Source organism: Acidovorax sp. 210-6 (assembly GCF_010020825.1).
In the GTDB taxonomy this organism is placed as follows: domain Bacteria; phylum Pseudomonadota; class Gammaproteobacteria; order Burkholderiales; family Burkholderiaceae_C; genus Simplicispira; species Simplicispira sedimenti.
In genome coordinates this window covers 203,951-224,856 of the sequence record NZ_JAACJE010000001.1, presented here as the reverse complement: position 1 = coordinate 224,856, position 20,906 = coordinate 203,951, and the positions used below count along the sequence as shown (strand labels likewise).

At 67.0% G+C, this 20,906-nt stretch carries 23 protein-coding genes; 11 read left to right on the top strand and 12 right to left on the bottom strand.

Translation table 11 applies throughout. The annotated features are described in order from the left end of the window. Nucleotides 1-18 precede the first annotated feature (18 nt). Nucleotides 19-1,299 carry a glutamate-5-semialdehyde dehydrogenase gene (locus GWK50_RS01045; protein WP_162014886.1) on the bottom strand — a complete coding sequence of 427 codons (1,281 nt, stop codon included), beginning with the start codon at nucleotides 1,297-1,299 and terminating at the stop codon, nucleotides 19-21. A 67-nt stretch (nucleotides 1,300-1,366) separates the two neighbouring features. Between GWK50_RS01045 and GWK50_RS01040 the strand changes: the two genes are divergently transcribed. Next, on the top strand, nucleotides 1,367-1,651 hold the full coding sequence (locus GWK50_RS01040) for a hypothetical protein (RefSeq protein ID WP_162014885.1): 285 nt from the start codon (nucleotides 1,367-1,369) through the stop codon (nucleotides 1,649-1,651). A 75-nt stretch (nucleotides 1,652-1,726) separates the two neighbouring features. Here the strand turns inward: GWK50_RS01040 and holA are convergent, their stop codons facing one another. Continuing rightward, on the bottom strand, nucleotides 1,727-2,806 hold the full coding sequence (holA, locus tag GWK50_RS01035; RefSeq protein ID WP_162014884.1) for a DNA polymerase III subunit delta: 1,080 nt from the start codon (nucleotides 2,804-2,806) through the stop codon (nucleotides 1,727-1,729). Nucleotides 2,807-2,973: 167 nt separating this feature from the next. Between holA and GWK50_RS01030 the strand changes: the two genes are divergently transcribed. The 4 genes from GWK50_RS01030 (at nucleotide 2,974) to GWK50_RS01015 (ending at nucleotide 7,349) form a co-directional block, all read left to right on the top strand. Next, a complete protein-coding gene (locus GWK50_RS01030) occupies nucleotides 2,974-4,053 on the top strand; it encodes an ornithine cyclodeaminase (RefSeq protein ID WP_162014883.1) in 1,080 nt (359 codons plus the stop codon). Next, nucleotides 4,050-4,988 (top strand): arginase, encoded by a 939-nt coding sequence (gene rocF / locus GWK50_RS01025; protein WP_162014882.1) that lies wholly within the window; start codon nucleotides 4,050-4,052, stop codon nucleotides 4,986-4,988. The genes GWK50_RS01030 and rocF overlap by 4 nt, the downstream gene beginning before the upstream one ends. Nucleotides 4,989-5,064: 76 nt before the next feature. Continuing rightward, entirely contained in the window at nucleotides 5,065-6,204 is a 1,140-nt protein-coding gene (locus GWK50_RS01020) for a GGDEF domain-containing protein (protein ID WP_162014881.1), read from the top strand. Next, a complete protein-coding gene (locus GWK50_RS01015; RefSeq protein ID WP_162014880.1) occupies nucleotides 6,201-7,349 on the top strand; it encodes a GGDEF domain-containing protein in 1,149 nt (382 codons plus the stop codon). The genes GWK50_RS01020 and GWK50_RS01015 overlap by 4 nt, the downstream gene beginning before the upstream one ends. Here the strand turns inward: GWK50_RS01015 and lptE are convergent. The 6 genes from lptE to bamE all read right to left on the bottom strand — a co-directional run bounded on the left by lptE (nucleotide 7,336) and on the right by bamE (nucleotide 13,359). Continuing rightward, complete coding sequence (gene lptE / locus GWK50_RS01010; RefSeq protein ID WP_162014879.1) at nucleotides 7,336-7,836, bottom strand: LPS assembly lipoprotein LptE; 501 nt, start codon at nucleotides 7,834-7,836, stop codon at nucleotides 7,336-7,338. The genes GWK50_RS01015 and lptE overlap by 14 nt on opposite strands. Before the next feature lies 1 nt (nucleotide 7,837). Further along, a complete protein-coding gene (gene leuS / locus GWK50_RS01005) occupies nucleotides 7,838-10,531 on the bottom strand; it encodes a leucine--tRNA ligase (RefSeq protein ID WP_162014878.1) in 2,694 nt (897 codons plus the stop codon). Nucleotides 10,532-10,605: 74 nt separating this feature from the next. Continuing rightward, nucleotides 10,606-11,052: a biopolymer transporter ExbD gene (locus GWK50_RS01000; protein WP_162014877.1), complete on the bottom strand. Its 447-nt coding sequence runs from the start codon at nucleotides 11,050-11,052 to the stop codon at nucleotides 10,606-10,608. 16 nt (nucleotides 11,053-11,068) lie between these two features. After that, nucleotides 11,069-11,746 carry a MotA/TolQ/ExbB proton channel family protein gene (locus GWK50_RS00995; RefSeq protein ID WP_162014876.1) on the bottom strand — a complete coding sequence of 226 codons (678 nt, stop codon included), beginning with the start codon at nucleotides 11,744-11,746 and terminating at the stop codon, nucleotides 11,069-11,071. Nucleotides 11,747-11,932: 186 nt separating this feature from the next. After that, a complete protein-coding gene (dapB, locus tag GWK50_RS00990) occupies nucleotides 11,933-12,769 on the bottom strand; it encodes a 4-hydroxy-tetrahydrodipicolinate reductase (RefSeq protein WP_162014875.1) in 837 nt (278 codons plus the stop codon). A gap of 35 nt (nucleotides 12,770-12,804) precedes the next feature. Further along, on the bottom strand, nucleotides 12,805-13,359 hold the full coding sequence (bamE, locus tag GWK50_RS00985; protein WP_162014874.1) for an outer membrane protein assembly factor BamE: 555 nt from the start codon (nucleotides 13,357-13,359) through the stop codon (nucleotides 12,805-12,807). An 87-nt stretch (nucleotides 13,360-13,446) separates the two neighbouring features. Between bamE and fur the strand changes: the two genes are divergently transcribed. Further along, a complete protein-coding gene (fur, locus tag GWK50_RS00980) occupies nucleotides 13,447-13,875 on the top strand; it encodes a ferric iron uptake transcriptional regulator (RefSeq protein ID WP_162014873.1) in 429 nt (142 codons plus the stop codon). On the opposite strand, the gene hprK is transcribed toward fur, so the two are convergent. From hprK to raiA, 3 genes are all read right to left on the bottom strand, one after another. Further along, nucleotides 13,876-14,826 (bottom strand): HPr(Ser) kinase/phosphatase, encoded by a 951-nt coding sequence (hprK, locus tag GWK50_RS00975; RefSeq protein ID WP_162014872.1) that lies wholly within the window; start codon nucleotides 14,824-14,826, stop codon nucleotides 13,876-13,878. It lies immediately after the preceding gene. 31 nt (nucleotides 14,827-14,857) lie between these two features. Further along, nucleotides 14,858-15,325 (bottom strand): PTS sugar transporter subunit IIA, encoded by a 468-nt coding sequence (locus tag GWK50_RS00970; protein WP_162014871.1) that lies wholly within the window; start codon nucleotides 15,323-15,325, stop codon nucleotides 14,858-14,860. Between the two features lie 160 nt (nucleotides 15,326-15,485). Further along, on the bottom strand, nucleotides 15,486-15,818 hold the full coding sequence (gene raiA, locus GWK50_RS00965) for a ribosome-associated translation inhibitor RaiA (protein WP_162014870.1): 333 nt from the start codon (nucleotides 15,816-15,818) through the stop codon (nucleotides 15,486-15,488). 324 nt (nucleotides 15,819-16,142) lie between these two features. Between raiA and GWK50_RS00960 the strand changes: the two genes are divergently transcribed. From GWK50_RS00960 to GWK50_RS00950, 3 genes are all read left to right on the top strand, one after another. Then, nucleotides 16,143-17,066 (top strand): phosphoribosylaminoimidazolesuccinocarboxamide synthase, encoded by a 924-nt coding sequence (locus GWK50_RS00960; RefSeq protein WP_162014869.1) that lies wholly within the window; start codon nucleotides 16,143-16,145, stop codon nucleotides 17,064-17,066. Nucleotides 17,067-17,172: 106 nt separating this feature from the next. Beyond that, nucleotides 17,173-17,754, top strand: coding sequence for a DJ-1/PfpI family protein (locus GWK50_RS00955; protein ID WP_162014868.1), 582 nt, complete (start codon nucleotides 17,173-17,175; stop codon nucleotides 17,752-17,754). 82 nt (nucleotides 17,755-17,836) lie between these two features. After that, nucleotides 17,837-18,217, top strand: coding sequence for a ribbon-helix-helix domain-containing protein (locus GWK50_RS00950; protein WP_162014867.1), 381 nt, complete (start codon nucleotides 17,837-17,839; stop codon nucleotides 18,215-18,217). A 13-nt stretch (nucleotides 18,218-18,230) separates the two neighbouring features. Here the strand turns inward: GWK50_RS00950 and trxA are convergent, their stop codons facing one another. After that, nucleotides 18,231-19,139: a thioredoxin gene (trxA, locus tag GWK50_RS00945; protein WP_162014866.1), complete on the bottom strand. Its 909-nt coding sequence runs from the start codon at nucleotides 19,137-19,139 to the stop codon at nucleotides 18,231-18,233. A 98-nt stretch (nucleotides 19,140-19,237) separates the two neighbouring features. On the opposite strand from trxA, the gene purE reads away from it, so the two are divergent. Together purE and GWK50_RS00935 are read left to right on the top strand one after the other, a co-directional pair. After that, nucleotides 19,238-19,735, top strand: coding sequence for a 5-(carboxyamino)imidazole ribonucleotide mutase (gene purE / locus GWK50_RS00940; protein ID WP_162014865.1), 498 nt, complete (start codon nucleotides 19,238-19,240; stop codon nucleotides 19,733-19,735). Then, a complete protein-coding gene (locus GWK50_RS00935; protein ID WP_162014864.1) occupies nucleotides 19,732-20,904 on the top strand; it encodes a 5-(carboxyamino)imidazole ribonucleotide synthase in 1,173 nt (390 codons plus the stop codon). Before purE ends, GWK50_RS00935 begins: the two co-directional genes overlap by 4 nt. Nucleotides 20,905-20,906 lie beyond the last annotated feature (2 nt).

Here is a 20,906-nt window from a genome sequence, read left to right as displayed (position 1 = left end):
GTGTGTGGCGCCGAGCCGTCAGTGGCGCACTTCGCCCTCGCCCAGCACCACCCACTTGAGCGAGGTGAGCCCCTCGATGCCCACCGGGCCGCGCGCGTGGAATTTGTCGGTGCTGATGCCGATCTCGGCGCCCAGGCCGTACTCGAAGCCGTCGGCGAAGCGCGTGCTGGCGTTCACCATCACGCTGCTCGAATCCACCTCGCGCAGGAAGCGCTGGGCGTGCACATGGTTCGTGGTGAGGATGGCCTCGGTGTGGTGGCTGGAATAGCGGTTGATGTGGGCGATGGCCTCGTCCAGCCCCGCCACCACCTTGACGCTGATGATGGGCGCGAGGTACTCCTCGCTCCAGTCCTGTTCCGTGGCGTCCTGCACTTTCGCGCCCGGCACCGCGGCCAGCAGAGCCTTGCTTTCAGGGCACACCCGCATTTCCACGCCCTTGGCCGCGAACACCGCGCCGATGCGTGGCAGGAAAGCGCCCGCCACGCCGCGCGCCACCAGCAGGCTTTCGGTGGCGTTGCAGGGGCTGTACTTCTGCGTCTTGGCGTTCTCGGTGACCTTGAGCGCCAGTTCCAGATCGCAGGGGTCGTCCACATAGGTGTGGCAGTTGCCGTCCAGGTGCTTGATGACGGGCACCTTGGCCTCGCGGCTGATGCGCTCGATCAGGCCCTTGCCGCCGCGCGGGATGATCACGTCCACAAACTCGGGCATGGCGATGAGGTGGCCCACGGCGGCGCGGTCGGTGGTTTGCACCAGTTGCACGGCGTCCTGGGGCAGACCGGCCTCTTCCAGCGCCTGCTGCACCAGCCGCGCCAGCGCCTTGTTGGAGGCTATGGCCTCGGAGCCGCCGCGCAGGATGCAGGCATTGCCGCTCTTGATGGACAGGCTGGCGGCCTCGATGGTCACGTTCGGTCGGCTCTCGAAGATCATGCCGAACACGCCGATCGGCACACGCATCTGGCCCACGCGGATGCCGCTGGGCTGCTGCTTCATGCCGAGAATCTCGCCAATCACGTCGGGCATGGCGGCGAGCTGCTCGCAGCCCTGGGCGCAGGTCTCCAGCACCTGGGGGGTCAGCTTGAGTCGGTCCACCATGGGCTCGGCCAAACCGGCGGCGCGGGCGCGCTCCAGGTCGTGCGCGTTGTCCACCTGCAGCGCCGCGGTCTGCTCGCGCAGCAGGCGTGCCAGCGCCCGCAGCGCTTTGTTTTTGATAGCTGCTGGCGCTTTGGCCATCAGCGCGGAGGCCGTTTTTGCCTGTAAACCGAGGGTGTGCGTGGTTTCAGCCACGTTGAGCGCGTTCATGGGGGGATTTTGCCGCAGTTGCACACAAGACGGCGGCCCAGGCTGTAATCCCGCCAGGAGACCCGACATGACCGACCACCCCGCCACCCAGCTCGCCACCCTGCAATCCGCCCTGGCGGCCCACGGCCAAGGCAGCCTGAGCGCCGCCGCCCTGGGCGATACGGCGCGTGCCCAGCAAGCCCTGCTGGCCGCCCTGCCGCCCCGCTATGGCGAAGTGCTGCTGAACCTGATCGACCGGCTGGAAGCCAGCGCGCTGTTCACCGAGGAGAGCTGCTCCTTCAGCCACAAGGACCTGCTGGACCACCTACAGGCCTGGGTGGACAAGGCGCGCAGTGCGTTGCCCGGCGCTTGACTGCTATTGTTTTAATAGCTACTCGCGCTTATTGCACGTGCGCTAGAGGCCAATTTTTCTTAAAATTTCTCGCACTCAGCGCGCCGCCATGCCCAGGCGCGCGAGCTGGAAGGCCAGCCGCTGCAGCGCCTGCCAGGGCGGTGCGGGCCAGTCGGCCACCTTCAGGCCCTTGACGATGCCGTCCACCTGGTGCGCCGCCTGCAGCAGGCGCGCGAGCTGCGCGTCGTTCGCGCGCGGCAGGATGCGCTCGTACAGGCGCTCCTTCACGCCCCAGACGCGGTTCTCGCGCAGCGCCAGGGGCAGGGGCTTGCCGGCGTTCATGGCGTCCTTCACACGCTTCAAGGCGCGGATGTCCTCGGCCAGCGCCCAGTGCACCAGCACGGGCGCCTCGCCCTCGGCCTCCAGGCCGTCGAGCATGCGTTGCACGCGCAGCACCTGGCCGCCGAGCACCGCCTCGGAGAGCTTGAACACGTCGTAGCGCGCCACGTTGAGCACGGCGGCCTCCACCTGCGCCCACGACAGCTCGCCCGTGACGCTTGCGTCACCTTGCCGCACGGGGTGCAGCAGGCCCAGTTTCTGGATTTCCTGGTGCGCGGCCAGCAGGTTGCCCTCCACCCGGTCGGCGAAGAACTGCAGCGTGCGCTGTCCCTCCTCGCCCGCCGCCACGCGCTGGCCCTGCGCGGCCAGGCGCTGGGCGATCCACTGCGGGAGCTGGGCGCGCTCGATGGGGTCGATCTGCACGGACTGGCCCGCGCCGTCGAGCGCGGTGAACCAGCTGCCGGTCTTGGTGGCCTTGTCCAGGCGCGGCAGTTGCACCAGCGTGAGCGTGCTGTCGTTGCCGCGTGCGCCTTCGGCCAGCTGCTGCAGCGCCACGCTGCCGTCCTTGCCGGGCTTGCCCGAGGGGATGCGGATTTCAATGATCTGCCGGTCGGCAAACAGACTCAGACTGCCGCCCGCCGCCAGCACCGCGCTCCAGTCGAAATGCGCGCCCGCCACGGTGAAGCTGCTGCGCTCGGTGTAGCCCTGGGCGCGCGCCGCGGCGCGGATGGCGTCGGCCGCCTCCTGCTGCAGCAGGGGTTCGTCGCCGTGCAGCACATACAGCGGCGCGAGGCCGCGCTGCAGTTGCGAAGAGAGTTGGGCCAGGGCGACTTGCATGCCCGGCAGTGTATCGCCGCGCCCATCCAGACCCAGAAATTAGACATACCGCCATTTTTAATTGGCGATTTGCTCTGCAAGCTGCATTAACTGCGCAGGTTTCTCACTTTTCTTTGGCCGTGCCCCTGCGGAGAATTCCTCCCAGAACACAAGTCAAGGAGATGGTCATGGTGAATTACCTCGGCGTGAACAGCGTGCGCGAACTGGTGCGGCAGGTGGGGCTGGCCCGCTTCCTGCAGCAGCTGGTGGACGCCATGGACAGCGATTACCGCCGCTGGGAGCAGTTCGACAAGTCGGCGCGGCACGCCATCCATTCGCCCGTGGGCGTGATCGAACTCATGCCCACCAGCGACGGGCGGCTGTACTGCTTCAAGTACGTCAACGGCCACCCCAAGAACACGGCCGAAGGGCTGCTCACCGTCACCGCCTTCGGCGTGCTGGCCGATGTGGACACGGGCTACCCGCTGCTGGTGTCCGAGCTGACGCTCACCACCGCGCTGCGCACGGCCGCCATGTCGGTGCTGGCCGCTCGGCACCTGGCCCGGCCCGACAGCCGCCGCATGGCGCTGATCGGCAACGGCGCGCAGAGCGAGTTCCAGGCGCTGGCCTTCTACCACCTGCTGGGCATCCGCGCGCTGCGCCTGTTCGACACCGACCCCGGCGCCAGCCTCAAGCTGGAACGCAACCTGGCGCGCCTGGCGCTGCCGGATCTGCACATTGAGCGCTGCGCGAGCTCGCAAGAGGCGGTGCGCGGCTGCGACATCGTGACCACGGCCACGGCCGACAAGCGCAACGCCACCATTCTGCGACCGGAGATGATCGAGCCCGGCATGCACCTCAACGCCGTGGGCGGCGACTGCCCCGGCAAGACCGAACTGCACGCCGACATCCTGCGCCGCGCCGACGCGCGCGTGGTGGTGGAGTTCGAGCCGCAGTCGCGCATCGAGGGCGAGATCCAGCAGATGCCCGCCGACTTCCCCGTGACCGAGTTCCACCGCATCCTCACCGGCCAGGCGCCGGGCCGCCGCACGGCGCAGGAGGTGACGGTGTTCGACTCCGTGGGCTTCGCACTGGAGGACTTCTCCGCCCTGCGCACGCTGCACGCGCTGCTGCAACAATACCCGCACCTGGGCACACCCATCGACCTGGTGCCGCAGATGAACGACCCCAAGGACCTGTTCGGCCTGCTGCACACCCCCGCGCCTCAGGCCCGCACCGCCCTGCAACCGGAGCCGCAAACCGCATGAACCCGAACCGCCCCGCCCCCGCCGTCAGCCTGATCGGCGCCCCCACCGACATCGGCGCGGGCGCGCGCGGCGCCTCCATGGGCCCCGAGGCCCTGCGCGTGGCCGGGCTGCAGGCGGCGCTCGAAGGCCGGGGCCTGCAGGTGGCGGACCGGGGCAACCTTGCCGGCCCGGCCAACCCCTGGCTGCCGCCCGTGGACGGCTACCGCCACCTGCCCCAGGTGGTGGAATGGAACCGCGCTGTGTTCGACGCCGTGCGGGACGAACTGCGCCAGGGCCGCCTGCCCATCCTGCTGGGCGGCGACCACAGCCTGGGCCTGGGCAGCATCAGCGCCGTGGCGCGCCATTGCCAGGACACCGGCCGCCAGCTGCGCGTGCTGTGGCTCGATGCGCACGCCGACTTCAACACCAGCATGCTCACGCCCAGCGGCAACGTGCACGGCATGCCCGTGGCCTGCCTGTGCGGCTTCGGGCCCGAGGCGCTCACCCAGCTCGCCGGCATGCCCGGCGGCGCGCCTGCGCTGCGGCCGCAGCAGATCCACCAGATCGGCATCCGCAGCGTGGACGCAGGCGAAAAACGCTTCGTGCACGAGCAGGGGCTGGAGGTGTTCGACATGCGCTTCATCGACGAGGTGGGCATGCGCCAGACCATGCTGCAGGCACTCAGCGGCCTGGACGAGCATACCCACCTGCATGTGAGCTTCGACGTGGACTTCCTCGACCCCGACATCGCCCCCGGCGTGGGCACCACCGTGCCCGGCGGGCCGACCTACCGCGAGGCGCAGCTGTGCATGGAGATGATCGCCGACAGCGGCTGCCTGGCCTCGCTCGACATCGTCGAACTCAACCCCGCGCTGGACGTTCGCAACAAGACGGCCCTGCTGGCCGTGGACCTGGTGGAGTCGCTCTTTGGCAAGAGCACGCTGATGCGGCGGTAGCGCCTCGATTTTCTGCCACCCAAAGCCTTTGGCGACTTCTATACTGGTGACCATCGCCAGCAACGGGAGTCGGGTTTTGCCGGAACCTCGCGCCATCACCATGGCGGCCTTCATGGCCTCGCTGACGCTGGCCGCTTTGGCGGGCTGGCTGGCATCGCGCTCGCGTTATGCCCCTGCGCTGCGGTGGTGGGCAGCAGGCTCGGTGTGTGCGTCGGCCGCTGCCCTGTTGAATGTGTCGCAGGGCTTGGTGGCGTCGCACTGGGCACTCGTCGTGGGCAACCCGTTGATGGCGGTCGGCGTGGGCCTGCTGATCGACGGCACGCACCGCCTGGCTGGCCGTCCTTCGCAGCGGTGGTGGTGGGCCATCCCAGCCCTGTGCCTCGCGGGCACCTCGTTGTGGTGGGGGGTGTGGTACCCCCACCTTCCCTACCGGGTCGTGGTATTCACGGCAGTGGTGGTGTGGCTCATGGCAGGCCTGGGACGGGCCCTGTGGCCGCTGCGCCAGCGCGGTATTGGGGTGGGGTTGGCCTTCGTCGCCATCGCAGCGCTGCTGCTGTCCTTGCTGATGGTGGTGCGGGCCGTATGGGCCTTGCAGGGCCTGATCCAGCCGGTGTACGCGCTGGGCACGCCTTTCAATATGGTGGTGTACCTGGTGGGCGCCATGTCCTTTGTAGCCATTCAGACCGGGCTGCTGCTGGTGCACCAATTGCTGGTGATCGAAGACCTGCGCCTCGAAGCGGAGCGCGATCCGCTGACTGGCGTGCTCAACCGCCACGCGCTGGCCTCGCGCCTGCCGCTGTCTCTGGCCGGGTGGGCCCTGGTGGCTGTGGACGTGGACCACTTCAAAGAGGTCAACGACCAGCATGGCCATGCCGCCGGGGACCGGGTGCTGGCCTTTGTGGGTGAAGTGTTGCGCCGCCACCTGCGCGAGGGCGACCTGGCAGTGCGTATGGGCGGTGAAGAATTTGCTGTACTGCTGCAAGGCTTGCACCCCAGCGCAGCGCAGGCCGTGGCCGAGCGCCTTCGCTGCGACCTGGAGCGCCTGGCTGCACAGGGTGCAGGCCTGCCCATCACTGCCAGCCTGGGGGTGGCCCTGGCCACACCGGGTATTGACTTTGCAGCGCTGTGGAGCCAGGCCGATGGTGCGCTCTACCGTGCCAAGACCCTGGGCCGCAACCGTGTGGAGTGCACCGAAGCACCGGAGGGCACACCATGATGCCCACCGCCTGGGCTTTTCTCGACCCCCGGGGCATGGGCATCACGCTGTCGCTGTCGGCTGCACTACTGGCACTGGTGCTGTTGATCACCCACCGGGCCTTGGGCCGCCGTCTGCCGGGCATGCAGCCCGCTGCTTTCGGCCTGCTGCTGGCTTCGGCGGGCTTTGCACTGAACATGCTGCAAAGCTGGCTGCTGCCTGTGATGGGGCTGGTGCTAGCGGTGGTGTGCATGGTGAGCGGCGTGGCCCTGGTGCTGGGCGGCACCCGGCAACTGCGTGGCCTGCCCGTACGGCCAGGCCCCTTGGCGGCAAGCTGCCTGGCGAGTCTGGCCATCGCACTGTGGTTTGGTGTCTGGATGCCTGATGCGCGCTGGCGCATTGGTCTGCTGTCTCTGCTGCTCGCTGCTTTGGCCCTGCTGCTGGCCCGCACAGCTTGGGACGAAGCCCGCCCACAGCTACGTGCTGGCATGCGCCTGATGGCCTTGCTGGGAATGGTGTTTGCGGTGCTCATGGGTTTGCGCGGCGTGGCAGCGGCACTGGGCCAGATCGAGACCACCGTGACGCCCACGCTGGTCAATGCTGCGTCGGTGCTGGCCGCAGGCATGTCACTCATTGGTGGCGTGGTGGGTTTGGTACTGGTGCTGTCGGGCGACCTGCTGGCCTTGGTGGAGCAACAGCGCACGCACGATCCACTGACCGGCCTGCTCAACCGGCAGGGGCTGCGCCACTGGGTGGCATCGCAGTCAGCCGAGGAACCCGTGGTCCTGGGCATGGTCGATCTGGACCACTTCAAGCAAATCAACGACCTGCATGGCCATGGCATAGGGGACCAGGTGATCCGCCACCTGGCGAGGCTGCTGCAGGCCTGTGGGTCGGAGCACTGCCGTGCCGCGCGCCTTGGTGGCGAGGAATTTGTCGTCGTAGCACTGGGCTCGGGCCGCGGCCCCGACCTGCGGCAGATGCTGGAACGGCTACGCCAGCAATTTGCCGACACTGCCCCCCAGCCCGGGGCCACGCTCAGCGCCGGACTGGCACTGGGCTCGGTGGGCGAGTTCGAGGCCACACTGCGCGAGGCCGATGCGGCCCTCTACCGTGCCAAGCAGGCCGGGCGCAACCGCGTGGAAGCGGCGTTCAGCGCGATCTGACCGAGGCCAGGCGGCGCACGATCTGCTGCACGATGTCGGTCTGCATGTTGCGGTAGAGCAGCGCCTCTTCGGCCTCCTTGGCCAGCGCAATCGTTTCGCTGTAGCTGATGTCGCGGGACTGCAGCAGCTCGGTGTCGGGAATCCACTCGCTGCCATCAGCACCACGCAAACGGATGCGCACGCGCAGACGCAACTGCAACTCACGCACCTGGCCCGAGGTCGTGAGGCCGACCACGGCGCGCTCCTGTTGTTCGGCCAGCAGGTCGAACACGGCCTGCGCGCTGGGCAGGGTCGCGGGCTCGCGCAACACTTTCAGGCGCCCACCCGAGGCTTCGAGCGTGCGCTGCAGTTCACGCGCCAGCGGCGAGCCTGCGGGAGCATTGAGGAACAGCGAGTCGAACGCAAATTCCGGCGCACCGCGCAGGCGAAAGCCACAGCCCGCCAGCAGTGCGGCGGTGGCGAAGGTCAACAGGGCACGCCGGTCCATGTCAGACGACGACGTTGACCAGGCGGCCGGGCACCACCACCACGCGCTTGGGCTGGGCTCCGCCCGAATGCGCTGCGAAGGCCTCACTGGCCAGGGCGATGCGCTCGATCTCGGCCTTGTCGGCTGCCGCGGGCACATGGATGGAGCCGCGCAGCTTGCCGTTGACCTGGAGCATGAGCTCGACTTCGTCCTGCACCAGCGCACCCGCATCCACCTGCGGCCAGGGGGCGTCGAGCAAATCGCCCAGGTGGGCGGCGTAGCCCAGTTCGCTCCAGAGCTGGTGCGTGATGTGCGGTGTGGCCGGGTACAGGCAGCGCAGCAGGATGCCGAAGCCCTCGATCAGCGCGACGCTGGCGCCCTCGCTGTCCCAGGCCTTGAAGTCCTCCAGCGCGTTGAGCATCTTCATCGCGCCCGAGACCACGGTGTTGTACTGCATGCGCTGGTAGTCGTAGTCCACCTGCTTGAGCACGGTGTGGATCTCCAGCCGCAGGGCCTTGGCCTCCTTGCCGAACTTCACATCATTCAGGCTTGCAGCGCCCGCCACACTTGCGTTGGCAGCTACGCTATCCATAGCAGACAGCTTGACGCCAAAGTTCCACACGCGGCGCAGGAAGCGGTAGCTGCCCTCCACCGCTGCGTCGTTCCACTCCAGCGTGGCCTCGGGCGGTGCGGTGAACATGGTGTAGAGGCGCGCGGTGTCGGCGCCATACCTCTCGATCAGGTCCTGAGGATCCACGCCGTTGTTCTTGGACTTGGACATGGTGCCCACGCCCTCGTAGTCAATGGCCGTGCCCACGGGCAAGTCGCCGACGGCGTTCTTCAGCCGGGCGCCGATGACCTTGCCGCCCTCGTCGAGCACATGCTCCACGTCGTGCGGCCAGAAGTACTCCTTGCCGCCCTTCTCGCCCTTGCGCGAGTAGATGTGGTTCAGCACCATGCCCTGCGTGAGCAGCTTGGTGAAGGGCTCATCGACCTTGACCAGCCCCAGGTCGCGCATGACCTTGGTCCAGAAGCGCGCGTACAGCAGGTGCAGGATGGCGTGCTCGATGCCGCCGATGTACTGGTCCATCGGCATCCAGTAGTCGGCGCCGCCGGCCACCATCTTTTCGCTGTTCTTCGGGTCGCAGTAGCGCATGAAATACCACGAGCTGTCCACGAAGGTGTCCATGGTGTCGGTCTCGCGGCGCGCGGCCTTGCCGCAGCAGGGGCAGACCACGCCGGCGTGGAAGGCCTCGATTTTCACCAGCGGGTTGCCCGAGCCGTCGGGCACCAGATCCTGCGGCAGCACCACCGGCAGGTCCTTTTCGGGCACGGGCTGCGGGCCGCAGTCTGCGCAGTGGATGATGGGGATGGGCGTGCCCCAGTAGCGCTGGCGCGAGATGCCCCAGTCGCGCAGGCGCCAGGTGGTCTTCTTCTCACCCAGGCCCTTTTCGCTCAGCGCGTGGGCCACGGCGTTGACAGCATCGCCGTAGGACAGGCCGCTGAAGCTGTCGGAGTTGACCGTCACGCCGCGCTGCTTGTCGGCGTACCAGTCCTGCCACTGGTGGTAGTTGAAGGTCTCACCATCGACCAGCACCACCTGCTTGATCTCGATGCCGTACTTCAGCGCGAAGGCGAAGTCGCGCTCATCGTGCGCAGGCACGCCCATCACGGCGCCGTCGCCATAGGACATGAGCACGTAGTTGCCCACCCACACCTCGACCGGCAGGCCGGTGAGCGGGTGCGTCACGTTCAGGCCCGTGCGCATGCCCTCTTTTTCCTTCAGGGCCAGTTCGGCCTCGGTGGTGCCGCCCTTCTTGCATTCCTCGATGAAGGCGGCGAGCTGCGGGTTGCCGCGCGCGGCATGCTGGGCCAGCGGGTGTTCGGGCGCCACGGCGCAGAAGGTCACGCCCATGATGGTGTCGGCACGGGTCGTGAAGACGTACATCTTCCCGTCCTGGATCAGCGTGCCGTCCTCACCCCGGATGTCGTGCGTGAAGGCGAAGCGCACGCCCTCGCTCTTGCCGATCCAGTTTTCCTGCATCAGCCGCACCTTGTCGGGCCAGCCGGTCAGCGTGGCCTTGTCGTTGCCGATCTGGACATGGTCCAGCAGCTCCTGGGCGTAGTCGGAGATCTTCAGGTAGTAGCCGGGGATCTCGCGCTTTTCCACCACGGCGCCGGTGCGCCAGCCCTTGCCGTCGATCACCTGCTCGTTGGCCAGCACGGTCTGGTCCACCGGGTCCCAGTTCACCACCTGGGTCTTGCGGTAGGCGATGCCCTTTTCCAGCATCTTGAGGAACAGCCACTGGTTCCAGTGGTAGTAGTCGGGGTCGCAGGTGGCGACCTCGCGGCTCCAGTCGATGGCCAGCCCCATCGCCTGCATCTGCTTCTTCATGTAGGCGATGTTTTCGTAGGTCCACTTCGCGGGTGGCACGCCATTCTTCAGCGCAGCGTTCTCGGCCGGCAGGCCGAAGGCGTCCCAGCCCATGGGCATGAGCACGTTGTAGCCGCTCATGCGCAGCTGGCGCGTGAGCATGTCGTTGATGGTGTAGTTGCGCACATGGCCCATGTGCAGCTTGCCGCTGGGGTAGGGCAGCATGGAGCAGGCATAGAACTTCTTCTTACCCGCGTCCTCGGTCACGCGGTAGGCGTCGTTGGCCGTCCAATGGGCCTGCGCGGCGCGCTCGACCTCGGTGTGTTGGTATTTGTCTTGCATGGATGCCTGCAACAGATGATGAATGACCGCAGCCTGCGGCCCTGCCCGGATTTTAGGCGCTGGAGAAAGACGTCTCAGCGTGCAGGCGCCGAGGGCGCGGGCGCAGCCGCCGGGTCGGCTACAAAACCGATGCGCTGCAGCCCGGCAGCATGTGCCGCGCCCATGACCTCCACCACCCGGCCATAGGGCACAGCAGCGTCGGCACGCAACTGCAGTTCGGTGTCGGGGGCCGCCTGCGCCACCTCGCCCAGGCGGCGGGCCAACGCAGCCGCCGACGGCACAGGTTGGTCGTCCACGAACAACTGGCCCTGGCGGTCCAGCACCAGGGTGAGCGCACGCGGCGCTGCAGCGGGCGCCGTACCCTCGGCGCGTGGCAGATCGAGCCGGATGGCGCTGGCCAGCAAAGGCGCGGTCAGGATGAAGATGACCACCAGCACCAGCATCACATCGACCAGGGGCGTCATGTTGATGTCGCTCATGGGTTCGGCCCCACGGGTGCGTTCAAGGCGGCCAAATGCCATGGTGCACCCCGCCTTCTCAGGCGTCCTCGGCTGGGGCCTGTGCCGCCGTACCCAGCAGCAGTTCGCGCAAGTCCAGGGCAAAGCCTTCCAGGTCGGCCTCGATGCGGGCCACGGCACGGCCGAAGCCGTTGTAGGCCAGCACCGCCGGAATCGCCACGGCCAGGCCTGCGGCGGTCATGATCAGGGCCTCTCCCACCGGCCCGGCCACGCGGTCGATGCTGATCTGCCCCGCACCGGCAATTTCGGTCAGCGCATGGTAGATGCCCCAGACCGTGCCCAGCAAGCCCACAAAAGGCGCCGTAGAGCCCACGGTGGCCAGCAGCACCTGGCCAAATTGCAGCTTGGCCAACACAATGTGCAGCGCATCACGCAACACCCTCGTGAGCTGCTGGCTGCGGCTTCCCGCCTGGGCCAACGTGCCCGCGCTTTGCGCAGTGGCTACGGATCCAGCGGCATCGACCAAGGGCAGCACCAGGGCTTCGCGGTCGAACGCGGCCAGCGTTCGACGGGCAGCGTCCATGCCTGGCGCCTGCCAGAAGGCCGCCAGGCAGCGCGCCACATCGGTGCGGCCACGGTGCAGCAAGCGGGCCTTCCAGGCAATGACCACCCAGCTTGCCACCGACATGGCCAGCAGCGCCAGCGCCGTGGCCTGGGTCACGGCGTCGCCCTGGCGCCACCAGTGCAGCCAATCCATGTCAGTGATCCATTCCGCGAACGCGAACCCAGCGACGCATGGAACTGGCGCGGCCCACGCCAGTGCTCCCGCGCAAGGGCCGCCAGCAACTCGGCATCCAGGAGCTGGCGTCGTCCCCCTGCCCGCAGCGCACAGCGCTGCGAGAGCGGGGGGAAGCGGCGCAGCCGCTCAGGGGGGTGTTCACGTTCACGCCAAACCCAGCACGTCGAACATGTCGAACATGCCATGGGGCTTGCCGCGCAGGAAGCGCACTGCGCGCAGGCTGCCCTGGGCGTAGGTGGCGCGGCTGGAGGACTTGTGCGTGATCTCGATGCGCTCGCCCGTGCCCGCGAACAGCACCGTGTGGTCGCCGACGATGTCGCCGCCACGGATGGTGGCAAAGCCGATGCTCGATGGATCGCGCTCGCCGGTGACGCCCTCGCGGGCATAGACAGCGCAGTCCTTGAGGTCACGGCCCAGCGCGCCTGCGATGACCTCGCCCATCTTGAGCGCAGTGCCCGAGGGCGCGTCCACCTTGTGGCGGTGGTGTGCCTCGATGATCTCGATGTCGTAGCCAGTGGACAGGGCCTTGGCCGCCATCTCCAGCAGCTTGAGCGTGACGTTCACGCCCACGCTCATGTTGGGCGCCATGACGATGGCGGTGCGCTGTGCATGGGCGGCGATCTCGGCCTTCTGCGCGTCGGTAAAGCCCGTGGTGCCAATGACGGCCTGTACGCCCAGCTCGCGGCAGATGGCCAAGTGGGCCAGCGTACCCTCAGGGCGGGTGAAGTCGATCAGCACCTCGGCGTTCTGCAGCCCCTGGCGCAGGTCGGCCGTGATGGGCACACCGCTGGCCACGCCCAGGAACGCCGTGGCGTCCGAGCCGATGGCAGGGCTGGAAGGCACGTCCAGCGCACCGGCCAGCACACAGTCGCCGCTGGCACGCACGGCCTCGATCAACATGCGGCCCATGCGGCCGGAAGCCCCGGCCACCGCCACGCGGTAGGGGGCATGGGAAGTAGCGGGGGAGGAAGTCCCTGTCATAGCGTTCCTTGAATGCGGTTGCACCGGCGCCGCATTCAGCGGGTGCTGGATTCGAGCGGTGGGTAGCGGGTGGCCGTGGGGGCGGGAGCAGGCTGCTGCTCGGTTGCCTTGGCGGGGGCCTGGGGTGCGGGGAACTTGGCGAGCTGCTCCTCGGTGGCTTCGAGTTGCGGCACCTTGCGCTTGCCCTTGCGTGCGTCGAGCGAAGCGACGAATTCGCTCTCGGTGGGCATTTCATCGCCCTCGAAACGCTCCAGGACATCGCCCTTGAAGAACACCGTCAGCTTGCGCGACTGTACCGGCTGCCCGGGCCGCTGGAGGGAAAAAACATACTCCCAGCGATCGGCATGGAACAGGCTGGTGACCAGCGGGGTGCCCAGGATGTCGCGCACCTGCTGGCGGCCCATACCGGCCTGCAAGGCCTCGACCTGCTCACGCGAAATGAAATTGCCCTGCACCACATCCACTTTGTAGGGTGTCACGACGCTGGCAATGCGCGCACTCGCACCGTCGAAGCTGCCACAGGCAGCCAGGCTGGCACCGAGCAGCAGGATCGCCCCCAGGCGGGCACTGTGAAAAGCGTTGGCGGACATGGGAAAAGGCCAGAGGATATGATGCAAGCCATTGTAGCGGCAGGCCCCGCCCAAGCGCGGCGCACCACCCAACCCCAAACCCTTGCCATGTCCAACATCGAAGAACTCAAGAGCACCGGCCTCAAGGCCACGCTTCCCCGGCTCAAGATCCTGGAAATCTTTCAGAAAGGCGCACAGCGCCACATGACGGCTGAAGATGTGTTCCGGGTGCTGCTGCAAGAGCATTCAGACATCGGCCTGGCCACGGTGTACCGCGTGCTGACGCAGTTTGAGCAGGCCGGCATTCTGAGCCGCAGCAACTTCGAGAGCGGCAAGGCCGTTTACGAACTGAACGAAGGCAAGCACCACGATCACTTCATCTGCACCGCCTGCGGCAAGGTGGAAGAGTTCTTCGACGCCGAGATCGAGAAGCGCCAGCAGAGTGTTGCCAAGTCCAAGGGCTGGGTCGTTCAGGACCACTCCATGGCCCTGTATGGGCAGTGCGCGCAGTGTGCCGCGCAGCAACGCGGCAAATAATCAGCCGCCCTTGTCCATGGCGCGGCGGTGGCGCTCGACAAATTCCTGGTAGGTATCAATCCCGCGCAGCTGCAAGATTGTGTTGCGCACGGCAGCCTCCACCAGCACGGCAATGTTGCGCCCCGCCACCACCTGAATCACCACCTTGAGCACCGGAACGCCCAGCACGTCTTGCGTCAACGGTTCGTAGGGTAGCCGCTCGTAGTTGCGTTCCAGCGTTTCCTTGCGCACCAGGTGCACGATGAGCTTGAGGCGCATCTTGCGGCGTACTGCTGTCTCGCCAAAAATGGCGCGAATGTCCAGCAGACCGATGCCGCGCACCTCCAGCAGGTTCTGCAGCAGCTCCGGGCACTTGCCTTCAATCGTGTTCTGGTTGATGCGGAACAGATCGACCGCATCGTCGGCCACCAGCCCGTTGCCGCGCGAGATCAGCTCCAGCCCCAGCTCGCTCTTGCCAAGGCCCGATTCCCCCGTGATGAGCACGCCAAGACCCAGAATGTCCATGAACACGCCGTGCATGGTGGTGCGATCGGCGAAATGCTTGGACAGGTAGGCGCGCAGCACATCGATGACGAAGGCCGCCGACTCGCGCGTGGCGAACATGGGAATCTGGGCGCGTTCGCACATCGACACCAGTTCGTCGGGCGCCACCTGATCGTCGGCCAGCACCAGCACCGGAGGCTCCAGCGTGACGATGCGCGAAATCCTGCGCTTGCAGTCCTCCACCGTGGCATTGGCCAGGTAAGCGATTTCGCGCTCACCCAGGATCTGCGCCCGGTAGGGATGGATGTAGTTGAGGTAGCCCACCAGGTCAGCGCCAGAGCGCGCCGAGCGCACAGCCACCTCGTCAAAGCGGCGCTCCGAGGCCCCCAGGCCCGCGACCCATTCCCACTTGAGCAGGCCGCGAAACTCCTCGAACAGGACATCGGCGCTGACGACGTTGGGTTTCACGGGGAAGGAGCGCTGCGGAGGGGCGAAGAACTCAGGCCGTCTGCGTGGACTGCCAACCAGCGATCATGCGATGCAGTTCGACCGCATCGGCGCAGCCCTTGATTCTCTCGCGCAAGGGCCCGTCGCTGAGCAGCTCGGCAATTTCGGAAAGAATCTCCAGGTGTTTCTGCGTGGCCGCTTCGGGCACCAGCAGAAAGATGAGCAGGCCCACAGGCTGCTCGTCCGGCGCGTCGAACCCGATGGGTTGCGCCAGTTGGAACACGGCCGCCATCGGAGCCTTGAGCCCCTTGATGCGTCCGTGTGGAATGGCCACGCCATGCCCCAGGCCGGTGGAACCCAGGCGTTCGCGGGCAAACAGACTGTCGGTGATCAGCGCCCGCGACAGGCCGTGCAGACTCTCGAACAAGAGGCCTGCTTCTTCAAAAGCACGTTTCTTGCTGGTGGCATCAACGCTCACGAGCACTTGATCGGCAGGCAGGATGGAGGCGAGGCGGTTCATGGCAGTTTCTGGGCGCGATTATGCACCGCTTGGAACAAACGCTCACAATTGGCGCCGCAAAGCCGGTTCGGGCTTGCGGCACCCCCTGTGAAAAAACCGCCCCATCGGGCGGTTGGAGAGGCGGCGGGGCTGCCTGCCCGCCCGTCGCACTGCGTGAAGATCACGCGGCCATCCGGCGACGTGCATCGGAATGGTGGTCCTGGATGCGATCCTTGTGGCGCATCACTTGCCGGTCCATCTTGTCCACGAGTTCATCGACTGCAGCGTACAGATCGGCATGGGAGCATTCGGCGAACAGGTCGGTCCCTTTGACGTGGATATTGCATTCGGCGCGCTGGCGCTTTTCCTTTTCCTTTTGCTTTTCAACGGTGAGCAGGACCTTGACATCGACCACCTGGTCGAAATGCCGGGTGATCCGATCCAGCTTGGAGGTGACATAACTGCGCAGGGCGGGGGTGACTTCGAGATGATGACCGCTGATCGTCAGGTTCATAAACAGGTCTCCTGTGGCACTCGGAAGATAGGCGCCGCCACAGCACACCCTGTGGCGACCCGGCAGTCGGCTCCAACCGCCCGCCGTGCTTTCACTATGCGCCCGCCAAGTACCAAAAGCAATCCCATTCCGGTGCAGAGCAGCGGGTTTTCCCGCAACAGGTGCCAAACGCCCCAAAACGGCGCACAATGGTTGGGTTCCTCTCCTGCGCCGCCTCCACCTCGTGGACGGAAAGGCACGCCGCATACAATGCGCAGGCCCCCTGGGCCCAGACCGCCGCACGGCGGCATCCATTCGCGCACACTCCCCTGACAGCGTTTTTCCATGAACCTCCCGTCCAACCCCACCGCCCTGCACACCTCTGCCCTCAGCTCCCTGCCCCTGCTGGCACGCGGCAAGGTGCGCGACAACTACGCCGTGGGCACCGACCGCATCCTGATGGTGGCCAGCGACCGCATTTCGGCGTTCGATGTGATCATGGGTGAGCCCATTCCGGGCAAGGGTGAGCTGCTGACCCAGATGGCGCTGTTCTGGTTCGACAAGCTGGGCCACCTGTGCCCCAACCACCTGACCGGCGAAGCCCCCGAGAGCGTGGTCAGCCCAGCCGAGGCAGCGCAGGTGCGTGGCCGCTCCATGCTGGTGCAGCGCCTGCAGCCCATTCCGGTGGAAGCCGTGGTGCGCGGCTACCTGGCCGGCAGCGGCTGGAAGGAGTACCAGGAGAGCCAGTCCGTGTGCGGCGTGCCCCTGCCCGCAGGCCTGACCAACGCAGCCAAGCTGCCCAGCCCCATCTATACCCCAGCGGCCAAGGCCGCCGTGGGTGAGCACGACGAGAACATCACCTTCGAGCGCACGGTGGAGATGATCGGCCCCGAACTGGCCGCCAAGATCCGCGACGTGAGCATTGCCATCTACCAGGCCGCCGCAGACATCGCGCGGACCAAGGGCATGATCATTGCCGACACCAAGTTCGAGTTCGGCCTGGACCCACAGGGCCGCCTGGTGCTGATGGATGAAGTGCTGACCCCCGACAGCTCCCGCTACTGGCCCGTGGAAGGCTACGCAGAGGCCCTGGCCAAGGGCGAAAACCCACCCAGCTACGACAAGCAGTTCCTGCGCGACTGGCTGGAGCAGGCCAAGGTCAACGGCAAGCCCTGGGACAAGACCGCCCCCGCGCCACGCCTGCCGCAGGAGGTCATCGAAAAAACCGCGGCCAAGTACCGCGAAGCCCTGCAACGCCTGACGGGCTGATGCCCCTGGCACCGCCCGGCCGGGCGATGTAGTAACCGGCTAACACCACAGATCGCGCCTGCGCCGCAAGAATGCGGACTCCTCTATCCAACCCCAGGAGACACGCATGGCCGGAAAAAAGATTCTGATGATCTGTGGCGATTACTGCGAGGACTACGAGACCATGGTGCCCTTCCAGGCGCTGCTGGCCGTAGGCCACCAGGTGCACGCCGTGTGCCCCGACAAGAAGGCGGGCGAGCAGATCAAGACCGCCATCCACGACTTCGAGGGTGCCCAGACCTACAGCGAGAAGCCGGGGCACCATTTCACGCTCAACGCCAGCTTTGCCGAAGTGCGGCCCCAGGACTACGATGCCTTGGTGCTGCCCGGCGGGCGCGGACCAGAGTACCTGCGCACCTACCCCGCCGTGGTGGCTGCCGTGCGCCACTTTTTCGAGGCCGACAAGCCCGTGGCGGCCATCTGCCACGCGGCGCAGCTCCTGGCGGGCGCGGGCGTGCTCCAGGGCCGCAGTTGCTCGGCCTACCCGGCCTGCCGTGCCGAGGTGGAACTGGCCGGCGGCCGGTATGCCGACATCGCGGTGGACAAGGCCCACACCGACGGCAAGCTCGTGACTGCCCCGGCCTGGCCCGCACATCCGGACTGGATTGCGCAGTTCCTGGCCGTGCTGGGTACGCGCATCACGCACTGAGTCCTCCGGGCTTGCCCGCTTGCACGCCCCTGTACGGGCGCGCAAGATGGCGGCTGCTTTCAGCCCCCTGGAGATACCCGCCATGTGCCAGGTCTTTATCAGTGCCGACCCCGCCCTGTACAGCTGCCGCGCCCGTTCGGTGCGGCTGCATGGGGTGGCCACCAGCATCCGGCTGGAGAACCTGTTCTGGCAGGTGCTGGAGGAGATTGCCGCGCGCGACGGCATGGGTGTACCCCAGTTGTGCGCGCGGCTGCACGACGAACTGCTGGCCGAGCGCGGCAGCGTGGACAACTTTGCGTCGTTTCTGCGCGTGTGCTGCGGGCGCTACCTGGCGCTGCAGCTCTCGGGCGGCATTCCGCAAGACCGCTCGATTCCCATTCGCAGCCTCAACCCCAGCCGGGTGCTGGCTACGGAGGGCGTGCCCGCCGCGCAGCCTGTGGTGCAGTCACGCCGGGCTGCGTGAAGGCGGCAGGCGTTCAGCTCAGCACCACCGAACTCAAGCGCCGGCGGTAGCTGGCCACCACGGGGTCTTCGGGCGGGATCTGGCCTTCGGCGACCTTGGGCTTGGGCGGCTCGATGATTTCCAGGATGGAGACATACGTCTTGCGCGCAGCCTCGTCGTTCCAGCCCTTGTCGCGCATGAGGATTTCGAGCAACTCGTCCATGGCCTCCGTCCAGCGCTGGTGGGCCATCAGCCAGCGCGCGCGGCCGAAGCGCGCTTCAAAGTCACGCCGGTTGGCAGCAATCTTTGCATCAAATTCGGCAATGGCGCCTTCTGGATTTGCGCCAATAGCTACAAAATCTATAGCATCCATCCACACCTTGAGCGCCCCCAGGCGGCGCGAGCCAGCGGCCTTGGCGATGACCGGAGCGAAGGCCACCTTGGCATCATCGTCGCGACCCAGTTGCAGCAGCAGCTTGACGTAGTCGAAGCGCGCATCGTCATTGGCCGGGTCGGTGGCCACCGCGTGCTGGAGCTTTTCGAGTGCAGCATCGGTGTCGCCGCTGGCCAGAGCATCCTGGGCTTCCTCTTCCTCGGCTTCAGCGAGGGCTTCTTCGGCGCTGGGCACGTGGCGATCCAGAAACTCGCGCACCTTGCCCTCGGGCAGCGCGCCCGTGAAGCCATCCACGGGCTGACCGTTCATCAGCAGCACGCAGGTGGGGATGCTGCGAATGCCGAACATGGCGGCAATTTGCTGCTCGGTATCGGAGTTGATCTTGGCCAGCACAAAACGGCCTGCGTACTCGGTTTCCAGCTTTTCGAGCACGGGCCCCAGGGTCTTGCACGGGCCGCACCAGGGCGCCCAGAAATCCACCAGCACGGGCACATTCATGGAGGCAGCGATGACCTCGGCTTCAAAGTTTTCTACGGTGATGTCGATCATGTGGCAATGGCCCTTCCCCGGCACCGGGTGGCAAAAAGTAAAATCTCGGGTTCACACTCTGCAACAGGCGGCCAGCGCGGCGCTCCGCACCTCACACTATGACACCCATCCAGATCGGTGTGGTCATGGGCTCCAGCAGCGACTGGGACACCATGCAGCACGCAGTCGAGATTCTCCAGCAATTTGGCATCGCGCATGAGGCCCGCGTGGTCTCGGCCCACCGCATGCCCGACGATATGTTCGCCTACGCCGAGGCCGCCGCCAGCCGCGGGCTCAAGGCCATCATCGCGGGCGCAGGCGGCGCGGCCCACCTGCCGGGCATGATCGCGGCCAAGACCACCGTGCCCGTGCTGGGCGTGCCGGTGGCCAGCCGCCACCTGCAGGGCGTGGATTCGCTGCACAGCATCGTGCAGATGCCCAAGGGCATCCCCGTGGCCACCTTCGCCATCGGAACGGCGGGCGCGGCCAACGCGGCGCTGTTCGCCGTCGCGCTGCTGGCCAACGAGAACCCCACGCTGCGCCAGCGGCTCGAAGCCTTCCGCGCCGCCCAGACCGAGGTGGCGCGCAACATGACCTTGCCCCCCGCTGCCCGATGAGCGCCCACCCCATCCGCTATTTGCCCCCCGGCAGCACGCTCGGCGTGTTGGGTGGTGGCCAGCTCGGCCGCATGTTCGCGCACGCGGCGCAGGCCATGGGCTATTTCACCGCCGTGCTCGATGCCGACGTGGAGAGCCCCGCCGGACGGGTGAGCCACCACCACATCCAGACCGGCTACGAAGACCCCGACGGCCTGGCGCGGCTGGCGGCGCTCAGCGACGCCGTCACCACCGAGTTCGAGAACGTGCCCGCCGTCTCCCTGGCCGCGCTGGCCGGGCAGTGCCCCGTGGCGCCGGCCGCACGCGCCGTGGCCGTGGCGCAGGACCGCGCCCAGGAGAAGGCGCATTTCGTGCGCTGCGGCGTGCCCTGCGCACCCTATGCCGTGATCGAGACGGCCGAACAGCTGGCCGCCGTGCCCGCCGATCTGCTGCCCGGGATTCTGAAAACCGCCCGCTTGGGCTACGACGGCAAGGGCCAGGTGCGCGTGAAAACCGCCGCCGAGCTGGCCGCCGCTTGGGGCTCGGTCGGCCAGGTGCCCTGCGTGTTAGAGAAGATGCTGCCGCTGCAGCTCGAATGCTCGGTGATCGTGGCGCGCGGCGCCGACGGCGCCACCGTGCATCTGCCGGTGCAGCGCAACCTGCACCGCGACGGCATCCTGGCCGTGACCGAGGTGCATGAAGAAAATCTGCCGCCAGCGCTTGCCAGTCAAGCGGTAAGCGCTGCGATTTCCATAGCACAAGGCCTCGACTACGTGGGCGTGCTGTGTGTGGAGTTTTTCGTTCTGCAGGACGGCAGCCTGGTCGTCAACGAGATCGCGCCGCGCCCGCACAACAGCGGCCATTACAGCCAGAATGCCTGCGACGTCTCGCAGTTCGAGCTGCAGGTGCGCACCATGGCCGGCCTTCCACTGACGCAGCCGCGCCAGCACAGCGCCGCCGTCATGCTCAACCTGCTGGGCGACCTGTGGTTCGCCCGCGGCGAGACGGCGCAAACGCCGCCCTGGGCCGAGGTGCTGGCCTTGCCCGGCACGCACCTGCACCTGTACGGCAAGACGCTGGCCAAGCATGGCCGCAAGATGGGGCACCTGAATATCACCGCCCCCACGGCACCGCAGGCGCGCGCCACGGCGCTGCAGGCGGCCGCCATCCTGGGCATCGCGCCTTTCTGAGC

Excerpts from the sequence above, each read along its gene's own strand:
- GWK50_RS01015 (WP_162014880.1), top strand. The coding sequence starts at position 6,201 with ATGATGCCCACCGCCTGGGCTTTTCTCGACCCCCGGGGCATGGGCATC.
- GWK50_RS00955 (WP_162014868.1), top strand. The coding sequence starts at position 17,173 with ATGGCCGGAAAAAAGATTCTGATGATCTGTGGCGATTACTGCGAGGAC.
- holA (WP_162014884.1), bottom strand. The coding sequence starts at position 2,806 with ATGCAAGTCGCCCTGGCCCAACTCTCTTCGCAACTGCAGCGCGGCCTC.
- leuS (WP_162014878.1), bottom strand. The coding sequence starts at position 10,531 with ATGCAAGACAAATACCAACACACCGAGGTCGAGCGCGCCGCGCAGGCC.
- trxA (WP_162014866.1), bottom strand. The coding sequence starts at position 19,139 with ATGATCGACATCACCGTAGAAAACTTTGAAGCCGAGGTCATCGCTGCC.
- GWK50_RS00970 (WP_162014871.1), bottom strand. The coding sequence starts at position 15,325 with ATGAACCGCCTCGCCTCCATCCTGCCTGCCGATCAAGTGCTCGTGAGC.
- bamE (WP_162014874.1), bottom strand. The coding sequence starts at position 13,359 with ATGTCCGCCAACGCTTTTCACAGTGCCCGCCTGGGGGCGATCCTGCTG.
- GWK50_RS01000 (WP_162014877.1), bottom strand. The coding sequence starts at position 11,052 with ATGGCATTTGGCCGCCTTGAACGCACCCGTGGGGCCGAACCCATGAGC.
- GWK50_RS01045 (WP_162014886.1), bottom strand. The coding sequence starts at position 1,299 with ATGAACGCGCTCAACGTGGCTGAAACCACGCACACCCTCGGTTTACAG.
- raiA (WP_162014870.1), bottom strand. The coding sequence starts at position 15,818 with ATGAACCTGACGATCAGCGGTCATCATCTCGAAGTCACCCCCGCCCTG.
- GWK50_RS00935 (WP_162014864.1), top strand. The coding sequence starts at position 19,732 with ATGAGCGCCCACCCCATCCGCTATTTGCCCCCCGGCAGCACGCTCGGC.
- fur (WP_162014873.1), top strand. The coding sequence starts at position 13,447 with ATGTCCAACATCGAAGAACTCAAGAGCACCGGCCTCAAGGCCACGCTT.
- GWK50_RS01030 (WP_162014883.1), top strand. The coding sequence starts at position 2,974 with ATGGTGAATTACCTCGGCGTGAACAGCGTGCGCGAACTGGTGCGGCAG.
- dapB (WP_162014875.1), bottom strand. The coding sequence starts at position 12,769 with ATGACAGGGACTTCCTCCCCCGCTACTTCCCATGCCCCCTACCGCGTG.
- GWK50_RS00995 (WP_162014876.1), bottom strand. The coding sequence starts at position 11,746 with ATGGATTGGCTGCACTGGTGGCGCCAGGGCGACGCCGTGACCCAGGCC.
- GWK50_RS00950 (WP_162014867.1), top strand. The coding sequence starts at position 17,837 with ATGTGCCAGGTCTTTATCAGTGCCGACCCCGCCCTGTACAGCTGCCGC.
- purE (WP_162014865.1), top strand. The coding sequence starts at position 19,238 with ATGACACCCATCCAGATCGGTGTGGTCATGGGCTCCAGCAGCGACTGG.
- GWK50_RS00960 (WP_162014869.1), top strand. The coding sequence starts at position 16,143 with ATGAACCTCCCGTCCAACCCCACCGCCCTGCACACCTCTGCCCTCAGC.
- lptE (WP_162014879.1), bottom strand. The coding sequence starts at position 7,836 with ATGGACCGGCGTGCCCTGTTGACCTTCGCCACCGCCGCACTGCTGGCG.
- rocF (WP_162014882.1), top strand. The coding sequence starts at position 4,050 with ATGAACCCGAACCGCCCCGCCCCCGCCGTCAGCCTGATCGGCGCCCCC.
- GWK50_RS01040 (WP_162014885.1), top strand. The coding sequence starts at position 1,367 with ATGACCGACCACCCCGCCACCCAGCTCGCCACCCTGCAATCCGCCCTG.